The sequence below is a fragment of the Streptomyces sp. SAI-127 genome (assembly GCF_029894425.1).
GTDB lineage: Bacteria > Actinomycetota > Actinomycetes > Streptomycetales > Streptomycetaceae > Streptomyces.
This window is the reverse complement of the sequence record NZ_JARXYJ010000001.1, coordinates 198994-215168: the sequence shown is the minus strand read 5'-3', so window position 1 is coordinate 215168 and position 16175 is coordinate 198994. Positions and strand designations below refer to the sequence as shown.

Genomic DNA, 16175 nt, shown 5'->3' with positions numbered 1-16175 from the left:
GCCCCAGCGCGCCCCACCATGCGGCGATATCCCGCATCAGCTGCCAGCCCGAGAGGACCTCGGACCATGCCGAGACCGTTCCATGTCCGACGGCTACGCCGTGCCGCCGCCACTGCCGCCGTGCTCGCGGGGCTGTTCGCCGTCCCGCTGCCGACGATGGCGGCGCCCGCCGCAGCCGCACCCGTACCGGGTGATCCGCTCACCGGAAGCGGTGCGGTGAACCGAACCGAACTCACCGCCGGCCAACTCGCCGGGGGTACTGCCACGGACACCGTGCCCGACAGTGCCTTCGCCCTGCCGGCGCAAGCAGCGCCACCCACCCACAGCTTCGAAGGCACCCTCACCCTCGACGGCCTCTCCACCGCCGGCGGATTCCGCGCACTGAAGGACCCGAACGGATACGGAGACGCAGCAGCCACCCGGCACCTACCGCCGGTCGACATCGCGCTCGTGCAGAACGGCAGCCATCTCGTCCCGGCGAAGCGCGGGCTGCAGTACACGGGGAACCAGGCGTGGAACCTGGCGGTGGGACCCGGCCGCGCGTGGAACGAGGACGGCGACGGCCAACGCACCCGCGCCTCCCTGCCGTTCGCGCTTGTCGAGCGCAACGCCAACTGCGTGCACAACGGCGCCCTGACGTTCCTCTTCGACCACACATCGATCTCCGAAGTCCGCTACCAGATCACCACGGAGACCTGCGCGTACTTCCAGTTCGACATGTGGGGCCAGGTACCGGCCGACTACCGGCCCGGCCCCGTCGACGGCGCCGAGAACCTGCGCGACGCGTACGCCTCCGAGGTCGGGGACCAGCTCCCGACCAAGCCCATCTCGGCGCTGGCCACCGACTACCCGGACAGTGGGGTGGACGTGGCGAAGTTCGGCTCCGGCATCACGCCGTCCGCGCTGAGCACCTTCGGCTTCTACTTCGGCGGAGTCCACTACGTGGGCAACTGTCGGACCCGGCAAGGTGAGTACCCGTTCTGCGGCCAGATGCTGCTGCCTTCGTACTCGACCGCGAAGTCGGCGTTCGCGGGAACCGCCATGCTGCGTCTGGCGCAGCGATACGGCCCGGCCGTGGCCCAGGAGAAACTCTCCGACCAAATCCCCGAGACCGCCGGCAACACCGCCTGGAGCGGCATCACCCTCGACCACACCCTCGACATGGCCACCGGGAACTACACCTCGCCCGGCTACGAGACCGACGAATCGGGCCGCACCATGGCGGACTTCTTCGCGGCCGAGCCCTACGCCGACAAGATGCGACACGCCCTGTCCTTCCCGCGCAAGGCCAGCCCCGGCAGCAAGTGGGTCTACCACACCTCGGACACCTTCCTCGCCAGCCGCGCGATGAACAACTACCTGCAGGACAAGGCCGGTTCGGACGCCGACATCTTCGACATGCTCCGTGACGACGTGCTCGAACCCATCGGCGTCGGGCCCGACTCCCTCGTCTCCTCCCGCACCGACAACAGCCCCGGCGGGGCACCCTTCGGCGGCTACGGCATGTTCTGGACGCAGGACTCCGTCGCCCGGTTCGCGAAATTCCTCAACAACGACCACGGCGCAGTCAACGGCACGCAGATACTCGACCCGACACTGCTCGCGGCCACCATGCAACGCTCACCGCAGGACCGGGGCATGACCACCACCGGCACCAAGCCCATGAAGTACCAGAACGGCTTTTGGGGCGCCGAGTTCACCTCCGCCGACAACCCCGCCTACAGCAGCCCCTTCTACGTACCATTCATGTCGGGATACGGCGGCATCACCGTCGCGATGATGCCGAACGGCGCCACCTACTACTACTTCAGCGACAACAACGAGTTCAGTTGGAACGCCGCCGTCGCCGAAGCCGACAAGCTAGCGCCCATGCCCGGCGCGGCAGTTACTGCGGGTAGACCCCATCAAACGCACCCTTGTCGGCCTGGGATCGCTTCGCCTGACTATGACCGTTGCCGGGGTGTCCCACCCGAACCCTTCCAGGTTCGATAGGAGACTCCGGCCAGCCGACAGCCGCTGAGGGGCAGGAGCGTGCCTGGGTGCCTCACCGGGGCGGGATCGCGATCAGGCAATGACGCACCCAGGCTCTACTGACAGGTCCCACGCTAGGGGCCCATCAGAATCTGCGACCGCCGCTGGCGAAGACCTATTCAGACGCGCCATCCGGTCGACCCATGAGGCGGCGTTGACACTGCTGCCCTGACCGAGCCGAGTGGACACCACCAGCACCTGCACCTGGTACCCACGTCTTGGTGTCGCGCTTGCCGTAGGCGTAGGCGACGGTGAGGCCATGCATACGGCCCACGACCGCCGCCGTGCGGGGATTGGCCACCGTCACATCAGCGGGGAAACCCCCGCAGGCCTTGAACCGGTTGACGTGCCATGTGCCGTCCGCGCCGTGGTCGTCACACCATCTCGGGGTCGGCCAAGCGCTACCGGAGTCGGCACGTCGGAGTCGGGAGGCGTGCGTCGGTCACCGCGGCGTGCGGTGGCGGGTCCCTGCCAGCGCACGGCCCGTTCGCTGTCCAGGCCGAGCTGGTCCATGACCCGGGCGACCAGGTGGTCGACGATGTCGTCCACGGTCGCGGGCTTGTTGTAGAAGGCCGGCATGGGCGGCAGGATCGTCACCCCCATCCGGGAGAGGGCCAGCATGTTCTCCAGGTGGATGGTCGACAGTGGGGTCTCCCGTACGCCGAGCACCAAGGGACGCCGTTCTTTGAGGATGACGTCCGCGGCCCGCGAGACGAGGTCGCTGCCGTAGCCGGCCCGTATCGCGGCGAGCGTCTTGGCGCTGCACGGCAAGATCACCATGCCGTCGGTGCGGAACGAGCCGCTGGATATGGAGGCCGCCTGGTCATCTGGGCCGTGGACGACATCGGCGAGGTCAGCGACCTGCCGCGCCGACCAGCCGGTCTCCAGCTCGATGGTCGCTCGCGCCCAGCGGCTCGTTACCAGGTGTGTCTCCACGTCCGGTTGGCCGGCGAGTTCCTGCAGCAACCGGATGCCCAGGATGGCTCCCGTGGCACCCGTCATTCCCACGATCAATCGCATGCAACTGCCCTTTCGTATGCGCGGACCGGGCCCCGTTCTGTGCGGCTGGCACCGCCCATTCAGGACGCGGCCCGGCGGATCCGGCGGTCTCAGTGCTGGTGCCTGGCCAGAACCTTGGCGCGCACCGCGGAGGGGTAGGCGTGCGCGAAGTCGCTCAGTGCTTCGCGTTCGGCCGGGGCGGGGAGCAGGGCGTCGTGTACGACCTTGGTGGCGCGGCCTGCCTTGCGCTCTTCCTTGGTGTAGCAGGTGAGCAGCGAAAGAATGGGGCCGTCCTCGAAGCGCACCGTGCGGTCAACGGGAGCACAGCGCAAAGCCCGCCGCGAATACGAGAACCGCGTCTGTACCCGCGGGGTGCGGTCGGCCTCGTTGTTCTCGCGGGCAGGCAGCGCTTGGTCTTTCGGGGTTGGTCATGGTTCGGGTGCTGCTGGGGCGACGGACACTGGCAGTTCAGCGGGCCGGACCGTAGGCGGTGGTGAGGGCTGCTTCGAGGTCGGCGATCAGGTCCTCCCGGGACTCGAGACCGATGGCGAGCCTGATCAGGCCGTGCTCCTGGAAGACCGGAGCGAACGCGGCAGAGGGGCCGTCGGGGTACTGCTCGTAGGCAACGAGAGTCTCGTCGTGCCCCAAGGAGACCGCGGAGGTGATGACGCGCAGATCGTTGACGAATCGCAGGCGGTTCTCGTGCGTGTCGGCGAGGGCGAACGAGACGATTCCGCCGAACCCGCCGGTGAACTGGGTGGCCGCTGCGGCGTGCTGACCGTGGCCGGCCAGCCCCGGGTAGGCGACGTGGGCGACGCGTGGGTCTGCGTCGAGGAACTCGGCGACGGCGTGGGCGTTTTCGCACTGCCGCTGGAGTCGCAGCGGCAGGGTGGTCGAGCCGCGCATGATGAGCCAGGCGTTGAACGGTGAGATGGCGCCGCCGACGTGGAACATGGCACCGGTGCGCATCTCCTCGACGAAGGCGCGGTCCCCGATCACGACGCCGCCCATCGCGTCGCCGTGGCCGTTGTAGTACTTGGTGAGCGAGTGCATGACGAGGTCCGCACCGTGGTCGAGCGGACGCATGAGGGGCGGCGGTGTGAAGGTGGAGTCGATGGTTAGCAGGGCCCCTGCGTCGTGGGCGATCTGTGCCAGGGCCGGGACGTCGGCGACGCGGAGGTCGGGGTTGGCGATGACCTCGGTGTGGACGAGCCGGGTGTTGGGTCGTACGGCGGTGCGGACGGCCTCGAGGTCGGTGATGTCCACGAAGTCGACCTCGATGCCGAGCTTGGCCGGGAACAGGTTCTCGAAGAGTCCTGCGACGCGCATGTAGACGACGTTGGAGATGATGGCGTGGTCGCCGGGGTTGAGGAGGGTGAAGAACGCGGCGTGCAGGGCGGCCATGCCCGTGCCGAACACCGCGGCGGCCTCGCCGTGCTCGAGCTTGGCGAGCTTCTCCTCGAGGCCCCGCTGGTTCGCTCCGTGCTCGCGCGTGTAGACGAGGCCCTCGAAGCCGGGGTCATCGATCGTGGTCGGATCCGTGGGCAGGCGGTAGGAGTTCGCCATGATGATCGGGGTGCGGATCGCGCCCGTGGTCTCGTCGGCCTGGTTGCCGCCGTGCACGGACCACGTGTTGCCCGTCAGGCTGTCGTAGTCGTGCTTGTCCGGCCGGGTGAAGGGTTTGCGGGTGCTCTCGTCGGTGGTCATGGTCTGCCCTCAAGTTCATGGGTGGGTGCGTGCGATGACAGGCCCGATTCAGTCGTGGGGCCTTCGTGTGGGACAGGGACCGTCAGGCGGGCAGCCGGCCGTCCCCGTAGGTGGCTCGTATGTCGCTGACGACGATGCGGTAGCCGTCGTACCAGCGCTGCACCTGACCCTTGGCCTCTCGGTGCTGCGGGAATCGGCCCAGCTGCGCCACCGACTCCGGGTCGGTGAAGTAATAGATCGCGTTGACTACGTCTCCGTCGGGCGCCACCCACTTCTCGACCCTGTCGAATCCGGGCAGGCTGCGCGCGTACTCGTCGATCTCCTGGTCGAGGCGGTGGAAGTCGTCGTCGTAGGTGCCGGGCTTGAAGATGAACTGGCAGCAGATCACGGGTGTGCTCCTGGGGGCTCAGACTGCGGGGGGTGGTGAGGACGTGGGTGGCGACTCGGACGTCGGGGCCGATGCGCTGCAGATGGCCGGTGAGGTCGTCGCCGGCCGCGGCGGGCGCGCCGTCGGACATCGGTGCGAGGGCGTCGAGGATGAACAGAGCGGACGTGGTGTCCGGGCCGAGCTGTGGACGTCGCCAGGGCGCCAGTTCCAGCGGCGGCACGTCACGCCCTGGTCGTCGCACCCGGCCCCGTGGCACGGATCAGCCGTGGCGGACCGGCCTACCCGTCGAGGTCCTTGCCTCCCGGCGGTACCGGGTGGATGACGCTGATCGCGTTGTAGATGTCGGTGAGCCCGTTGACCCGCGGACGACCAGTACTGGCGCGACGCAGGAGCGCTTCGAGGCTGTTGCGGATGCGCTGCGGCTCGACGCCGAAAGCGCGGTAGACCTCGTGCCACGCGGCGACATGGGGAACCTCTTCGGCGGGGCCGTTCGCCAGGGGGTCGCTCGTCGCGGCTTCGGCTCGAGCGAGCGAGGGGTGCTCCTCGGCGTCGTCACCCTGGTGGACCGGGGCGATGCCGTCGACCGCGATGAGGAGGGCGAGGTAGTCCGGCCGGAGGGTGGTCACGGCGGAGCCGATCCGTGCTCCGGCGAGGAAGACCTCGAGGCTTGGCTGGTCAGTCATGGCTCGCCTCCGACTTCCCGCCGGCGCCGACACCGGGCTCGAACACCGTGAGGGAGAAGCGCGCTCCCTCGGACCCCTCGTTCGCGTAGGAGTGGGCGACGTCGCTGGCGAAGGAGATGGCGTCACCGGCCTCCAGGACCTCCGTCTGGCCGGCGACCTGGATGGTGACCGTGCCCTCGTGCACCTGGAGGATCTCCTTGGTCCCCCGGACATGCGCCTCGCTGTCGTGCCTGTCCCCGGGGGCGAGGGTCCAGTCCCACAGCTCCAGCACGTCCGGCGGTGCGGTGCCGGCCAGAAGGACCCCACGACCACCGCCCGGGCCGGTCCACAGTGCGGCGCCGGCGCCGCTGCGCACGACCTTCACCGGTTTCGTCTGCGGGACTGCCACGAGTGCCTGCAGGCCGATGCCGAGCGCGTCGCTGATGCGCAGCAGGGTCGTCACGCTGGGGTTCGCGGTGCCCTGCTCGACGTTGATGATCATGCGACGGCTCACGCCGGCCACGTCCGCGAGCCGGTCGAGCGTCCACTCGCGACCCTGACGCTCGGCGCGCACCTTGGCGCCGATCGCCGCCGACAACTCGCTAGCGTTGCTGTTCATGGAGTGCATCATAGTGCATTCTTAGTGCAACACAATGATGATCCGGGAGCGCCCTGCATGACCGCCACTCCGACCAGCCCCACGACCGGCACCGGCCGCGGTCCCGGCCGCCGCGGCGGCCTCAAAGCGCAGTCGACAGATGATGCGGACGTACTGCGCTCTGTCTCCCGGCGCATTCTCTGGCTCTCGGCCGCCATCGTCGACGCAGCAAACCGGGGCCGGCCCAACAGCAGTGGGGTCAAGGTCGGCGGACACCAGGCGTCCTCAGCCTCGATGGTCGACATCAGGGTCGCGCTGTGGTTCCACTGCCTCGGCCGCTCCGACCGTTTCTCGGTCAAGTCGCATGCCTCCCCGGTCCTGCACGCGATCAACTATCTGCTCGGTGACCTCGACCCCGCCTACCTGACGACACTGCGCGCAAAAGGCGGGCTGCAGAGCTATCCCAGCCGGCTGAAGGACCCAGACACCGTCGACTTCTCCACCGGCTCGGTCGGTATCGGGGCCACAGCGGCACTGTGGGCAGCCGTCGCGCACCGCTACACCCGCTCCCACTTTCCGGACACCCCGACCCGGCCATTGTCCCCGCCGACAACTCTCCGCGCCCGCTCGCCCGCCTGCCGACGCCCCCCTCGCGATGGTGGGGCCGCGGCAGGCGGGCGAGCGGGCGCGATATGGAGTGCGGTATCGCTTCAAGACGGATGCCGTCTCTTTCACGGTGGACATCGAAGCGCTGGCCATCACACCTGGAATCGTGGACAAGCGCGGTGGACGGGGGTCCGGGCCGAACGCAGGGTCCGGTCGGGGCTTGTCCGCCCGACGTGCTCGCACCTCTTCCAAGAAGGATTTCGCCGATGGAACCATGATCACCTCGCGTCCTCGCGGTCCAACTCCCGCGCCCACCTCAGCCAGTCCTCACTGAGCGGCATCGAGAACGGCCAGCGCCGCCTCCCACTGGATCACCTGGTCACCCTCGCCCGCGCCCTGGACACCACGCTCGATCAACTCGTGGAGACCGCCAACGACGACGTCGTCACCAGCCCGACGATCGACAGCGCCCCGGATGCGCTGGACCATCAAGGCCGACCCCGGGATGAGCGTGGTGCGCCAGCGCATGACCGAACCGCCCCCCGAGAACCCGACGCGGATGCGCGCCCACCCGGGGCGCGAATGGCTCGTCGTCCTGTCCGGCACGGCGATCCTCATGCTCGGCCACCGCCGCTTCCGGCTCGAGACCAACCAGGCCGCCGAGTTCCCCACCATGATCCCGCACGCGATCGGCGCTGACGGCGGGCCCTGCGAGATCCTCGGCATCTTCGACCGCGATGCCCGCCGCGGACACCAAAGCGACAGCGGCGACGAAGCCCAGGGCGCTCCCGAGTGACCGTGAAGCCGCGCGACGGCCTTCCCTGGCGGTGACATCTTGCGCGTCGGGCAGCGCCCTCGACCATCTCCTTGCGTAAATGGGGACGTCGCCCGGCAGCCGTTGACGAGACGCAAGAACGGCTGGGAGGGCAAAGCTGCGGAGCCGTCAGTTCGCGAACGAGCAGCAGTCCAGAAAGAGGCATCTGCACCAGCAGGTGGCACGCCGGTACTGGATCAAGCGCCGCCGACGGCATGGCGGCCGAGGCCGCAGCGTTGCGCCAGGGCCGGCAAGAGCGCGCGACCCGGCGGTCCGGGACGGCGGCCTGCGCACCGGAGAGGGCCGCGCTGCGGACCGCGGTCTGAGCCGTCCGCATGCCGTACATCCCGCCGGTTCACCAGATCTCCTGCGGGCACAGACCGCCACGACAGAATCGGATACATCGGCCGATATCACGAGCACATTTGCCAACTGCGGTAACAGACTGGCCAGTTCAACGGAGCACGGTCACAGGAGGCCCGTTATGCGGACGGGCCGCCCGCGTCACCGAGATGATCTCCGGCTACGAGAATCTTGCCAGAGCCACATTCACGGGTACGCCGACACCTGGTGAACGAGTGGTCGAAGCCGCCGACGACAAGCAGCTCGGCGAGACCATCGCCCGCTAGGGACGCGTCGACATGCTGGAAATCGACGAACTCGGCCTCGAACTCGACAGCTGCGGCGCGGAGATGCTCTTCCAGGTTCTGACCGAGCCGAGGAGAAGAACAGCATCGCCATCGCCTCCAACGAGGCGTTCACCGGATGGTCAAAGACGTTCACCGATCCGCGGCTCCGCGCGGCCATCGTGGACCGGCTCACCTTCAACCCCTCCCTGATCGAGACCGGAACGGATTCCTACCGGCTGGCCCGCACCAAGGCGAGCAAGACCAACAGTTTGGGATGAGCGACTGCCAACGATCAGGAGCTGAGATGCTCATGCAGCACCTTCAACTTGCCGTCCCTACGCACGATGACGTTGGTGCCCCGGCCCTGGCCAGAGCGGAGTTCACCGTTCACGACGCCGGTCCAGGCGAACAGATAGCGACACACCGCGACATCAGCGGTGAGCACAGGCCACTCCAGTTCACGCACTTCATAAACTTCGTCGAGGATCTTCGCGAACGTCTTCTCGATCGCGGAGCGGATCTCCTCGATGCCCCGATGCGAGCCGTCCGAGAACCAGTACACGGCGTCCTCGGCGATGAACGGCACGACACGTGAGATGTCGTGGCTGTTGTTGGCCCGTTCGTACTCGCCCATGAACGCGGCGAGCTCAGATTCCAGAGATGTCCGATCCGTCATGCGGCCATCATGCCGACGCTCTCGCGCGGCCGTCACTCTTCCCTCGCCGCTTCAAGTGGTCCCAAACGCGTCAGTGCCGCTGCAGGACGCACACGGGGCAGGTGAAGTCCGCGTCGGCGGGAAGCCGCGCGCCCCAGGTTCGATGCGTCGCGCGCGGCCTTCCGACCGTCGGCCATCGAGCGTCACTTCGACGATGCTGTTCGGGCAGTTGTCCAAGACACAGCCGAGGGCGGTCTCTTCGACCTGGTCGATGGTGCGCTGCCAGCGGGTTTTGACTGTGATCCAGTCGGCGGCATAGGCGCAGCGGTAGCTGGCGGCGGGTGGCTGCCAGGTGGCCGGGTCCTGGTCGGCCTTTGAGCGGTTGGACGTGGCGGAGACCGCGATCAGGGTGCGGTCGGCTCGGAGGTGGTTGGCGTACGCCTCGCGATCCTTGGGCGTCCAGGCGGCGGCGCTGGAGTCTCAGGCCTCGGCGAGCGGGGCCAGGTGGTCGATGCCGAGGGCGCGGGCCGCGGTGAAGAAGGTGTCGTCGTAGGGCGAGTACCAGGACGCGGCGGTGAGATGGCGGCCGGCGCACTGCTCGGGGGTGATGACGGCTTCCGCGGGGAGGACTTGGCACTCGGGGTTGGAGGCGTCGTTGATCGTGTAGTGGGTGTTCGGCTGCCCGTTGTCGTGTGTGGGGGCGGGTGTTACGGGCTGTGGTTGCGTCCGTCCCGTGGTGCGAAGGCTGCGAGGGCGTCGGCGTCGGTCGCGCGAGCGTGCAGGAAGTAGTTGGCCCATTCGGTGATGTCGGGGTAGGACGAGTCCTGGCTGAGCTGAGTGGCTGCGGCCTCGAGGTCGAAGTGCGTGGTGCGGAGTTCGACGCCCGGGCCCAGCAGGGCCCAGTGTGCTCCGGTTCGTCCGTAGGGCATGCCGATGCTGCCGGGGTTGATCACGAGCCGGCCGTGGGCGAGGCGGACGAACGGCATATGGGTGTGGCCGCAGACCACGGTGCGGATGTCGGTGTCGAGTCCGCTGAAGACTTCCTTCCAGCGGTCGATGCGGGAGTCGACCAGGACGACCTCCTCGTCGTCGCGTGGGGTGGCATGGCAGAACAGCACCTTTCCCAGACCCTTCACGGACAGGGAGAGGGATCGTGGAAGTGAGCTGAGGAGGTCGAGGTGGTCCTCGCGGAGTTGTTCGGCGGCCCAGGGGGCGATCGGGTCGGGGATCGTGTCGCGTTGTCCCCAGCGGTATTCGAGGAGTTCTCGGTCGGCGTTGCCGCTGATCCAGATGACGCGGTCGCCGAGACTGGTCAGGAGGTCGAGGACCTGGGTCGGTTGTGGGCCGGCGGTGATGTCGCCGGTGAGCACGAAGTAGTCGGCGGTGCTGACGTCTGGTTCGGCGAGTACTGCCTCCAGGGCCGGCAGGACTCCGTGGATGTCGGACAGGACGGCTACTCGGTTCAGCATGGTCACCACTGTGGGGTGAAGGCAGCCGAGTGGTGTGACCTTTCGCCCGGCGCGTAGTTCAAGGAGGGCGTTCAGCGTGTGTGGTCGCCGGGTGGTCGGGTATGGCGAGTCATCACACCGGCGGCCGCACCGGTGGCGGCCAGGAGCACGGCGGCCGCGCCGAGCGCGTGTCCGGCCGCGGTGCGGGGGCCTCCGGTCGTACTGAGGTAGGTCCCGCCGACGAGGGCGATACCGAAGGTTCCGCCGAGTTGTTGGACGGCGTTGAGCAGTCCCGCCGCAGATCCGGTTTCCTGTGGCCCGACGGCTCCCAGCGCGGTGGTGAAGAACGGCGGCGTGAACAGTCCGGTGCCCAGCCCCGCCAGCGCAAGGGCGAACGGGAGGGCCGTTGGGTAGGCGTCGGGGGCGGCGGCGCGGTAGGCGAGCGCGGCTGCGGCCAGTCCGCCGGCGAGGGTGGCGATGCCAGCGTGCATGACGCGGTCACCGTACCGGGGGGCAGGCGGCTTCCGGCGGCCCACGAGGCGACGGCCAGTCCCGTGGACCAGGGCAGGAAGGTGAGTCCGGCGGTGAGCGGCCCCTCGTGGAGCCCGAGCTCCAGGTGGAGGACGACGGTGATCATGACGCCGTTCATCACAGCGAAGAACAGCGTGGACGTGGCCAGTGCGGCGGGAAAGGAGCGGCCGCGCAGCAGGGCGGGTTCGATCAGCGGAGCTTTACCACGGCGGGCGGTGCGGCGCTGCTGGGCGACGAACACCGTCAGGACGGCGGCGCCGCACGAGGCGGTCGCCCAGGCGGCAGGCCCGGGGTGACTGGTGGCGAGCGGGCACACCAGCAGGGCGGTGCCCAACATGGCCAGTGCGGTGCCGGCCGGTTCGAGGCGGGGGCGGACGGGGGGCGGTCCTCGCGCAGCCAGGGTGTGGCCGCCAGGACGGCGGCGGCGAGGGGAAGGTTGACGAGGAAGACGGTGCGCCAGGAGGCGCCGAGCAGGTCGGCGTGGGTGAGGACACCGCCGAGCGCGGGGCCGGCGACGGCGGACAGCCCCATGACGGGACCAATCGTGCCATCGTTGGATTGGCCAGTGCCCTCATCCGCTACCGCCGGTGTGCACAGGGCGGACCGTGAAAGCGGCAGGGAAGAGGCTGACGAGGACGGGAGGAGCAGAAATGAACGCGGTGTGGGCGGCGACGGCACTGGAGACCGGCTGGTTCTCAGGGCTTGAACGGCACTCGAATGTCCAGGACCTTGAGGCTCACATCAAGGCCCTCGGAACCGGCCTCGGCCAGGGCTACCTTGAGATCCGGCGGCCAGACGGCGAACTCCCCTACTTGGCTCTGGGCTTCAAAGGAGATCACGCTGTCCTCCATCTCTTCGACAACTCTGGCGGAGTGTCTCTTCGTGTAGGCGATGATTCCGCGGCACTGAGCGCCGAGGTCGAAGTGGTGATCATGGACGAGCTATACGCGTTCACGGCAGACGTCGCACTGTCCATGGATCATGCCTGGGACATCGTTCACGACTTCATCCAGACAGGGACGCCTGGTGAACTGAGTGATTGGTACGAGTTGTAGGCAGGGCTCCATTGCCAACTGCGACATCTTCTGAGGCGCTTGAGTCTCCAGCCGCCGGAGGGTTCAGGATCTTACTCATGGACGATGAACGCCCCGACGTGCTCACCATTGGCCGGCTCGCGCACCGCACCGGACTTCCGGTACGTACCCTGCGCTTCTGGTCGGACGAGGGGGCGGTGCCGCCTGTGGGCCGTTCCGCGGGCGGCTACCGGTTGTACGACGCCGAGTCCGTGGCCCGCGTCGAGCTGGTTCGCACCCTGCGCGAGCTGGGCCTCGGGCTCGACGACGTGTGCCGTGTCCTGAGCGGCCGCACCACGCTCGCCGGGGTCGCCGACGCGCATGTGGCCGCGCTCGACGCGCAGATCCGCTCCCTCAAGGTGAGCCGGGCCGTCCTGTCCACCGTGGCGAAACGGGGTTCGACCGTTGAGGAGACAGCACTGATGAACCGGTTGGCGCGGCTTTCCGCCGCCGAGCGCAAGCAGATCGTCGACGAGTTCAAGGAGGAGGTGTTCGGCGGCCTCGACGACCCGCGCCTGCGCGACCGCATGCGCGCCTTCAGCATCGAATTGCCCGACGATCCCACACCTGAGCAGGTCGACGCCTGGATCGAATTGGCCGAATTGGTTCGGGACCCTGGGTTCCGCGCCCGGTTGCGCACATGGATGGAGCTCAACACGCCCATACCGGGGCAGGGCCGTCCCCCCGGGGCGTCCATCTGGTGGGCCAGGCAGATCGTGCAGACCGTCGCGGAGGTCAGAAAAGGCGGGGTTGCTCCCGAGGGGCCGGCAGCGGCCGAGGTGCTGTCCGAGCTGTTCGGTGACGCCGATCAGGCCGCCGTGATGCGCAGCCTGGAGGCCGGGATCGAGGCGAGAGCGGAGCATTACCGCAGGCTCGTCGCCCGTGTGCGCGGGCAGAATTCGTCGCCCGACGCGACCGAGGAGCTGGAATGGCTGGCGCGGGCTCTGCGCGCTGCGGACTGGACCTGACCTGGTGCTCGACCTCGGTACGGGGCAGGTCGCCGACCTTGCGGTGCCGCTCGACCGGGACGAGCTGATCGCCTACGGGCCGCGGCTGTCCGACAACGGCGCCACCCGGCTGGGGACGGCAGCGTTGGTCCGGAGGCCGGACCCGGACACGGCACGCGCCATCCCGACCCCGGACCGGAACGCCGACTCTGGGTGCACAACTGGCAGAGTCTTGCGTATGTACGGCACCGCCGGGTCCGTACGCGCCCAGAACGTGCAACGCCAGCGGCAGTCGATCCCCGCCACCTATTTCCACGCTGATCATCGAGGTCTGCTCGCTTCCTGTCCGATACTGCGCGTACCGGACAGGCCAGCAGCCAGACCCGAAGCAACCGGGCGTGGTTCGTACGGTGCGCGTCACGCCTGTATCGCCTGCAGGGGTATGGAGATTCCCGGTGAACCTCTGTACGCCGGCGTCGTCGGTTCGGGTGGTCACGGCCGGTTCCTAGATTGCGAACCGGCTGGTGGCGAAGACGTTGAGCGTGGTGAGGAAGACGCGAAGGGTGCTGGAACGCCCCGATCGAAGCGCCCACCGATCCGTCTGGGAGAGATTTTAGCCGCGCGCCTGCTCGACGGCAGCGAGCAGCTGGCTCGCTTCGGCGTTGGCGGACTTCCAGAACGACAGCCTGTGGCGGTCAGCGGCGGTCGGACGCCTGTTGCGTCCCTCCTGGTCGACTAGTGACCCCGGCACGTTGAACTGCAGGTATCCGTTGAAGAACGTAGTCGCGGACTTGAAGCGGGTTCCTGTCACGTCGGCTGCCCGGAACCGTGTGGTTGTGGCCGCTGCCCCAGCCTGCCTTTTCGTGATGGTGACCCAGTCGCCGTCGAAGTTGATCGATCCCTGTATGCCTTTGACGTCCAAGTCGGCCCCTGGGGTGTTGAGTTGCTGTGGGAGCAATGGCAGCACGGTTCAGGGTGGAGCACAAAGGTGTCGGCAGATGAGTCGTCCAGGCCCCGGCCTCAGCATCGGGATCCGGGCGGCTCGTACACGACCGAACGCACCGTCACAGCACGGCCACTTCAACGGCATTCGACCGCTCAGACCTCCATCATCGGCGCCATGAGAAATGCCCTTACCGTGATCTCCGCCGTCCTCCTCCTTGGCGGGGCCGTCGCGTGCAGCAACAGCGCATCTGACTCCACCGCCGGGAGAAAGACCGACGCTGCAGCGAGCAAGCCGGTCAGCGCGGGCAGCGCCCTTTCTCGTGTTGCCTCTGAGGTGCCGCAGGCCAAGCTCTCGGGCACTGTGACAGCCGCCAATGACCCGAATCACCTTCTCGGTCGGCCGAACCAGTACACCTCGAAGGTCACTTTCACCGACACCCGCATCAAAGCCGCCGACGTGAGCGGCACCGACAAGGGCGCCCTCGAACGCGGGGGAGCGATCGAAGTGTTCGCCGACCCGTCGGACGCGAAGGCCCGCGCCGACTACATCCACACCGTCACCAAGTCGATGTCGGCCCTCGCCGAGTACGACTACGTCCACGGCACGGTCCTCGTGCGCGTCTCGCACTACCAAGCCGCCGAGTACAGAGTCGCCGCGAACAGGCTCGGGTGAGAATCTGTGAAGCGTCCCCTCCTCACCTTACGAGTTGGTCACTGCGCTCACCGTTTTCGGCACCAACGCCAGCGACACTCAGCCAGCCTCCACGCACGAGTCCCGGGGGCCGTCGCACACCGGGCACACTTCCAACTGTGGAGACCTCGCACCCAGCGAACTTCTTGCGGGACCTGGCCGCCGATGAACACCGGCTTATTGGTCGGCCAGGTCGGGTGTTCGGCGTCCCCGGCAAGGCGTTCGGGGTCCACCTCGGCGAGCCCCCATTGGTCGCCCGCCCCAACCCGCCGCTGTCACACGGGGCACGGCTCCTGACAGGCGCTTGACACTGAATCGATGGAGGATCAGCATTCAGGAACCTCCCCGTCTTCGACTCGGTAGCCCCACGTCAGGACGGATGTTTACGTAAACATCGAGCAATCGAACAATGGAGTTCGTGTGAATCGCCTCCGCTCTCGCGCCCGTCTGCGCGCCTTCCTGATCGCAGCACTCCTCGCGCCACTGCTGACGGTCTCCCATGGCGCATCCGCCGCCACCAACTCCTTCCGCGGAGTCAACTGGGCGGACAGCCGCGACAATTACGTGGACGGCTGGGTGATACCGACCGGCCTCACGGCCGGGGACAGCTACGACAGCGTCCGCTCCAAGGCCGACGGCATCATCAGTGGCTTCCAGCAGCAGCTCGGCGCGAACACCGTGCGGCTGCCGATCAACCCGCAGAGCGTCAACTCGGACTGGTGGGGGCGGTACAAGGGCGCCGCCGACTCGGCCCTGTCCCACGGCATGAAGGTCATCTTCGGCTACTGGGAAGCGAACAAGGACGGCAAAGTCGATGACATGAACGCATGGAACACCATGTGGGACAAGGTCATCAGCGACTACGGCAGCAACGGCAACGTCTACTTCGAACCGATGAACGAGCCATTCGGTTACAGCCTGAACGACTGGGTGTCGCTCTGCTCGTCGTGGCTGTCCCGGCATTCGAGCACCCCCCGCGGGCGGGTCCTCATCAGCGGCACCGGTTACAACGACAACGTCACGGGTGTCGGAGCGGCCAGCGCCCTGAACGGCACACTGCTGTCGCTGCACTTCTACGGATACTGGGCCTCGGACACGACCCGCTCGGCGTGGACCACCAACCTGAGCAACCGTCTCGGCTCGTACTCGTCCCGCACCATCATCGACGAGGCCGGTGCCCCGATGACGACCGGGCTGAACTACTACGGCGGGAACCAGGACGGCAACACCTTCACCGCGTACTTCGCCGCCACCACGGACCTGACGAGGTCCCGTCAGATGGGCGTCGTCTACTGGCCCGGCCTGCGCTCGGACGACAGCTATTCGATCACCCGGCAGAGCGGCAGCGGGCTGGCGGTGAACAACTCCTCGGGCGTGGCACAACTGCGTTGGGGCTGGGGCCTGTAACCGGACAGACGGCCGAGGGGGCTTTCCGCCCCACCTGGACGTTC

Annotated in this window: 16 protein-coding genes and 4 pseudogenes; 10 read left to right on the top strand and 10 right to left on the bottom strand. The window is 67.8% G+C overall.

The window, feature by feature from the left end:
• Positions 1-66 precede the first annotated feature (66 nt).
• Entirely contained in the window at positions 67-1992 is a 1926-nt protein-coding gene (locus M2157_RS01105) for a hypothetical protein (protein WP_280864082.1), read from the top strand.
• Positions 1993-2334: 342 nt separating this feature from the next.
• Here the strand turns inward: M2157_RS01105 and M2157_RS01100 are convergent, their stop codons facing one another.
• The 6 genes from M2157_RS01100 to M2157_RS01075 form a co-directional block, all read right to left on the bottom strand.
• A complete protein-coding gene (locus tag M2157_RS01100; RefSeq protein ID WP_280864081.1) occupies positions 2335-3051 on the bottom strand; it encodes a UbiX family flavin prenyltransferase in 717 nt (238 codons plus the stop codon).
• Positions 3052-3140: 89 nt separating this feature from the next.
• Positions 3141-3335, bottom strand: coding sequence for a hypothetical protein (locus tag M2157_RS01095; protein ID WP_280864080.1), 195 nt, complete (start codon positions 3333-3335; stop codon positions 3141-3143).
• A gap of 163 nt (positions 3336-3498) precedes the next feature.
• Complete coding sequence (locus tag M2157_RS01090; protein ID WP_280864079.1) at positions 3499-4737, bottom strand: aminotransferase class I/II-fold pyridoxal phosphate-dependent enzyme; 1239 nt, start codon at positions 4735-4737, stop codon at positions 3499-3501.
• 82 nt (positions 4738-4819) lie between these two features.
• Positions 4820-5125, bottom strand: a complete 306-nt coding sequence (locus tag M2157_RS01085) for a hypothetical protein (protein WP_280859817.1) — start codon at positions 5123-5125, stop codon at positions 4820-4822.
• A 278-nt stretch (positions 5126-5403) separates the two neighbouring features.
• On the bottom strand, positions 5404-5808 hold the full coding sequence (locus M2157_RS01080; RefSeq protein WP_280864078.1) for a hypothetical protein: 405 nt from the start codon (positions 5806-5808) through the stop codon (positions 5404-5406).
• Positions 5801-6406 (bottom strand): XRE family transcriptional regulator, encoded by a 606-nt coding sequence (locus tag M2157_RS01075; protein WP_280864077.1) that lies wholly within the window; start codon positions 6404-6406, stop codon positions 5801-5803. The genes M2157_RS01080 and M2157_RS01075 overlap by 8 nt, the downstream gene beginning before the upstream one ends.
• A 153-nt stretch (positions 6407-6559) precedes the next feature.
• On the opposite strand from M2157_RS01075, the pseudogene M2157_RS01070 reads away from it, so the two are divergent.
• From M2157_RS01070 to M2157_RS01060, 3 pseudogenes are all read left to right on the top strand, one after another.
• Positions 6560-6946, top strand: a pseudogene (locus M2157_RS01070) (pyruvate dehydrogenase); the annotation flags it as partial.
• 351 nt (positions 6947-7297) lie between these two features.
• Positions 7298-7787, top strand: a pseudogene (locus tag M2157_RS01065) (XRE family transcriptional regulator); the annotation flags it as partial.
• A gap of 599 nt (positions 7788-8386) precedes the next feature.
• Positions 8387-8712: pseudogene (locus M2157_RS01060) on the top strand (ATP-binding protein); the annotation flags it as partial.
• Positions 8713-8726: 14 nt separating this feature from the next.
• Here M2157_RS01060 and M2157_RS01055 read toward each other — a convergent pair.
• From M2157_RS01055 to M2157_RS01045, 3 genes are all read right to left on the bottom strand, one after another.
• On the bottom strand, positions 8727-9110 hold the full coding sequence (locus M2157_RS01055; protein WP_280864076.1) for a nuclear transport factor 2 family protein: 384 nt from the start codon (positions 9108-9110) through the stop codon (positions 8727-8729).
• 686 nt (positions 9111-9796) lie between these two features.
• A complete protein-coding gene (locus M2157_RS01050) occupies positions 9797-10558 on the bottom strand; it encodes a metallophosphoesterase family protein (RefSeq protein WP_280864075.1) in 762 nt (253 codons plus the stop codon).
• Between the two features lie 71 nt (positions 10559-10629).
• Positions 10630-11028: a hypothetical protein gene (locus tag M2157_RS01045; RefSeq protein WP_280864074.1), complete on the bottom strand. Its 399-nt coding sequence runs from the start codon at positions 11026-11028 to the stop codon at positions 10630-10632.
• A 144-nt stretch (positions 11029-11172) separates the two neighbouring features.
• Here M2157_RS01045 and M2157_RS01040 point away from each other — a divergent pair, with 144 nt between their 5' ends.
• The 4 genes and pseudogenes from M2157_RS01040 to M2157_RS01025 form a co-directional block, all read left to right on the top strand.
• On the top strand, positions 11173-11364 hold the full coding sequence (locus M2157_RS01040) for a hypothetical protein (RefSeq protein WP_280864073.1): 192 nt from the start codon (positions 11173-11175) through the stop codon (positions 11362-11364).
• 354 nt (positions 11365-11718) lie between these two features.
• Positions 11719-12123 carry a hypothetical protein gene (locus tag M2157_RS01035; RefSeq protein ID WP_280859898.1) on the top strand — a complete coding sequence of 135 codons (405 nt, stop codon included), beginning with the start codon at positions 11719-11721 and terminating at the stop codon, positions 12121-12123.
• A gap of 77 nt (positions 12124-12200) precedes the next feature.
• Positions 12201-13109, top strand: coding sequence for a MerR family transcriptional regulator (locus tag M2157_RS01030; RefSeq protein ID WP_280864072.1), 909 nt, complete (start codon positions 12201-12203; stop codon positions 13107-13109).
• Positions 13096-13316 (top strand): annotated as a pseudogene (locus M2157_RS01025) (hypothetical protein); the annotation flags it as partial. The gene M2157_RS01030 and the pseudogene M2157_RS01025, both read left to right, overlap by 14 nt.
• 385 nt (positions 13317-13701) lie before the next feature.
• On the opposite strand, the gene M2157_RS01020 reads toward M2157_RS01025, so the two are convergent.
• Positions 13702-14010, bottom strand: a complete 309-nt coding sequence (locus tag M2157_RS01020; RefSeq protein WP_280864071.1) for a DUF4429 domain-containing protein — start codon at positions 14008-14010, stop codon at positions 13702-13704.
• A 198-nt stretch (positions 14011-14208) separates the two neighbouring features.
• Here M2157_RS01020 and M2157_RS01015 point away from each other — a divergent pair, with 198 nt between their 5' ends.
• Together M2157_RS01015 and M2157_RS01010 are read left to right on the top strand one after the other, a co-directional pair.
• Entirely contained in the window at positions 14209-14706 is a 498-nt protein-coding gene (locus M2157_RS01015) for a hypothetical protein (RefSeq protein ID WP_280864070.1), read from the top strand.
• Between the two features lie 438 nt (positions 14707-15144).
• Positions 15145-16131, top strand: coding sequence for a cellulase family glycosylhydrolase (locus M2157_RS01010; protein WP_280859895.1), 987 nt, complete (start codon positions 15145-15147; stop codon positions 16129-16131).
• Positions 16132-16175 lie beyond the last annotated feature (44 nt).

What these genes read in the sequence shown, in the direction of transcription:
- M2157_RS01080 (WP_280864078.1), bottom strand. Translation starts at nt 5,808, where the DNA reads ATGACTGACCAGCCAAGCCTCGAGGTCTTCCTCGCCGGAGCACGGATC.
- M2157_RS01045 (WP_280864074.1), bottom strand. Translation starts at nt 11,028, where the DNA reads ATGCACGCTGGCATCGCCACCCTCGCCGGCGGACTGGCCGCAGCCGCG.
- M2157_RS01090 (WP_280864079.1), bottom strand. Translation starts at nt 4,737, where the DNA reads ATGACCACCGACGAGAGCACCCGCAAACCCTTCACCCGGCCGGACAAG.
- M2157_RS01040 (WP_280864073.1), top strand. Translation starts at nt 11,173, where the DNA reads ATGACGCCGTTCATCACAGCGAAGAACAGCGTGGACGTGGCCAGTGCG.
- M2157_RS01100 (WP_280864081.1), bottom strand. Translation starts at nt 3,051, where the DNA reads ATGCGATTGATCGTGGGAATGACGGGTGCCACGGGAGCCATCCTGGGC.
- M2157_RS01055 (WP_280864076.1), bottom strand. Translation starts at nt 9,110, where the DNA reads ATGACGGATCGGACATCTCTGGAATCTGAGCTCGCCGCGTTCATGGGC.
- M2157_RS01030 (WP_280864072.1), top strand. Translation starts at nt 12,201, where the DNA reads ATGGACGATGAACGCCCCGACGTGCTCACCATTGGCCGGCTCGCGCAC.
- M2157_RS01075 (WP_280864077.1), bottom strand. Translation starts at nt 6,406, where the DNA reads ATGAACAGCAACGCTAGCGAGTTGTCGGCGGCGATCGGCGCCAAGGTG.
- M2157_RS01035 (WP_280859898.1), top strand. Translation starts at nt 11,719, where the DNA reads ATGAACGCGGTGTGGGCGGCGACGGCACTGGAGACCGGCTGGTTCTCA.
- M2157_RS01015 (WP_280864070.1), top strand. Translation starts at nt 14,209, where the DNA reads ATGAGAAATGCCCTTACCGTGATCTCCGCCGTCCTCCTCCTTGGCGGG.
- M2157_RS01050 (WP_280864075.1), bottom strand. Translation starts at nt 10,558, where the DNA reads ATGCTGAACCGAGTAGCCGTCCTGTCCGACATCCACGGAGTCCTGCCG.
- M2157_RS01105 (WP_280864082.1), top strand. Translation starts at nt 67, where the DNA reads ATGCCGAGACCGTTCCATGTCCGACGGCTACGCCGTGCCGCCGCCACT.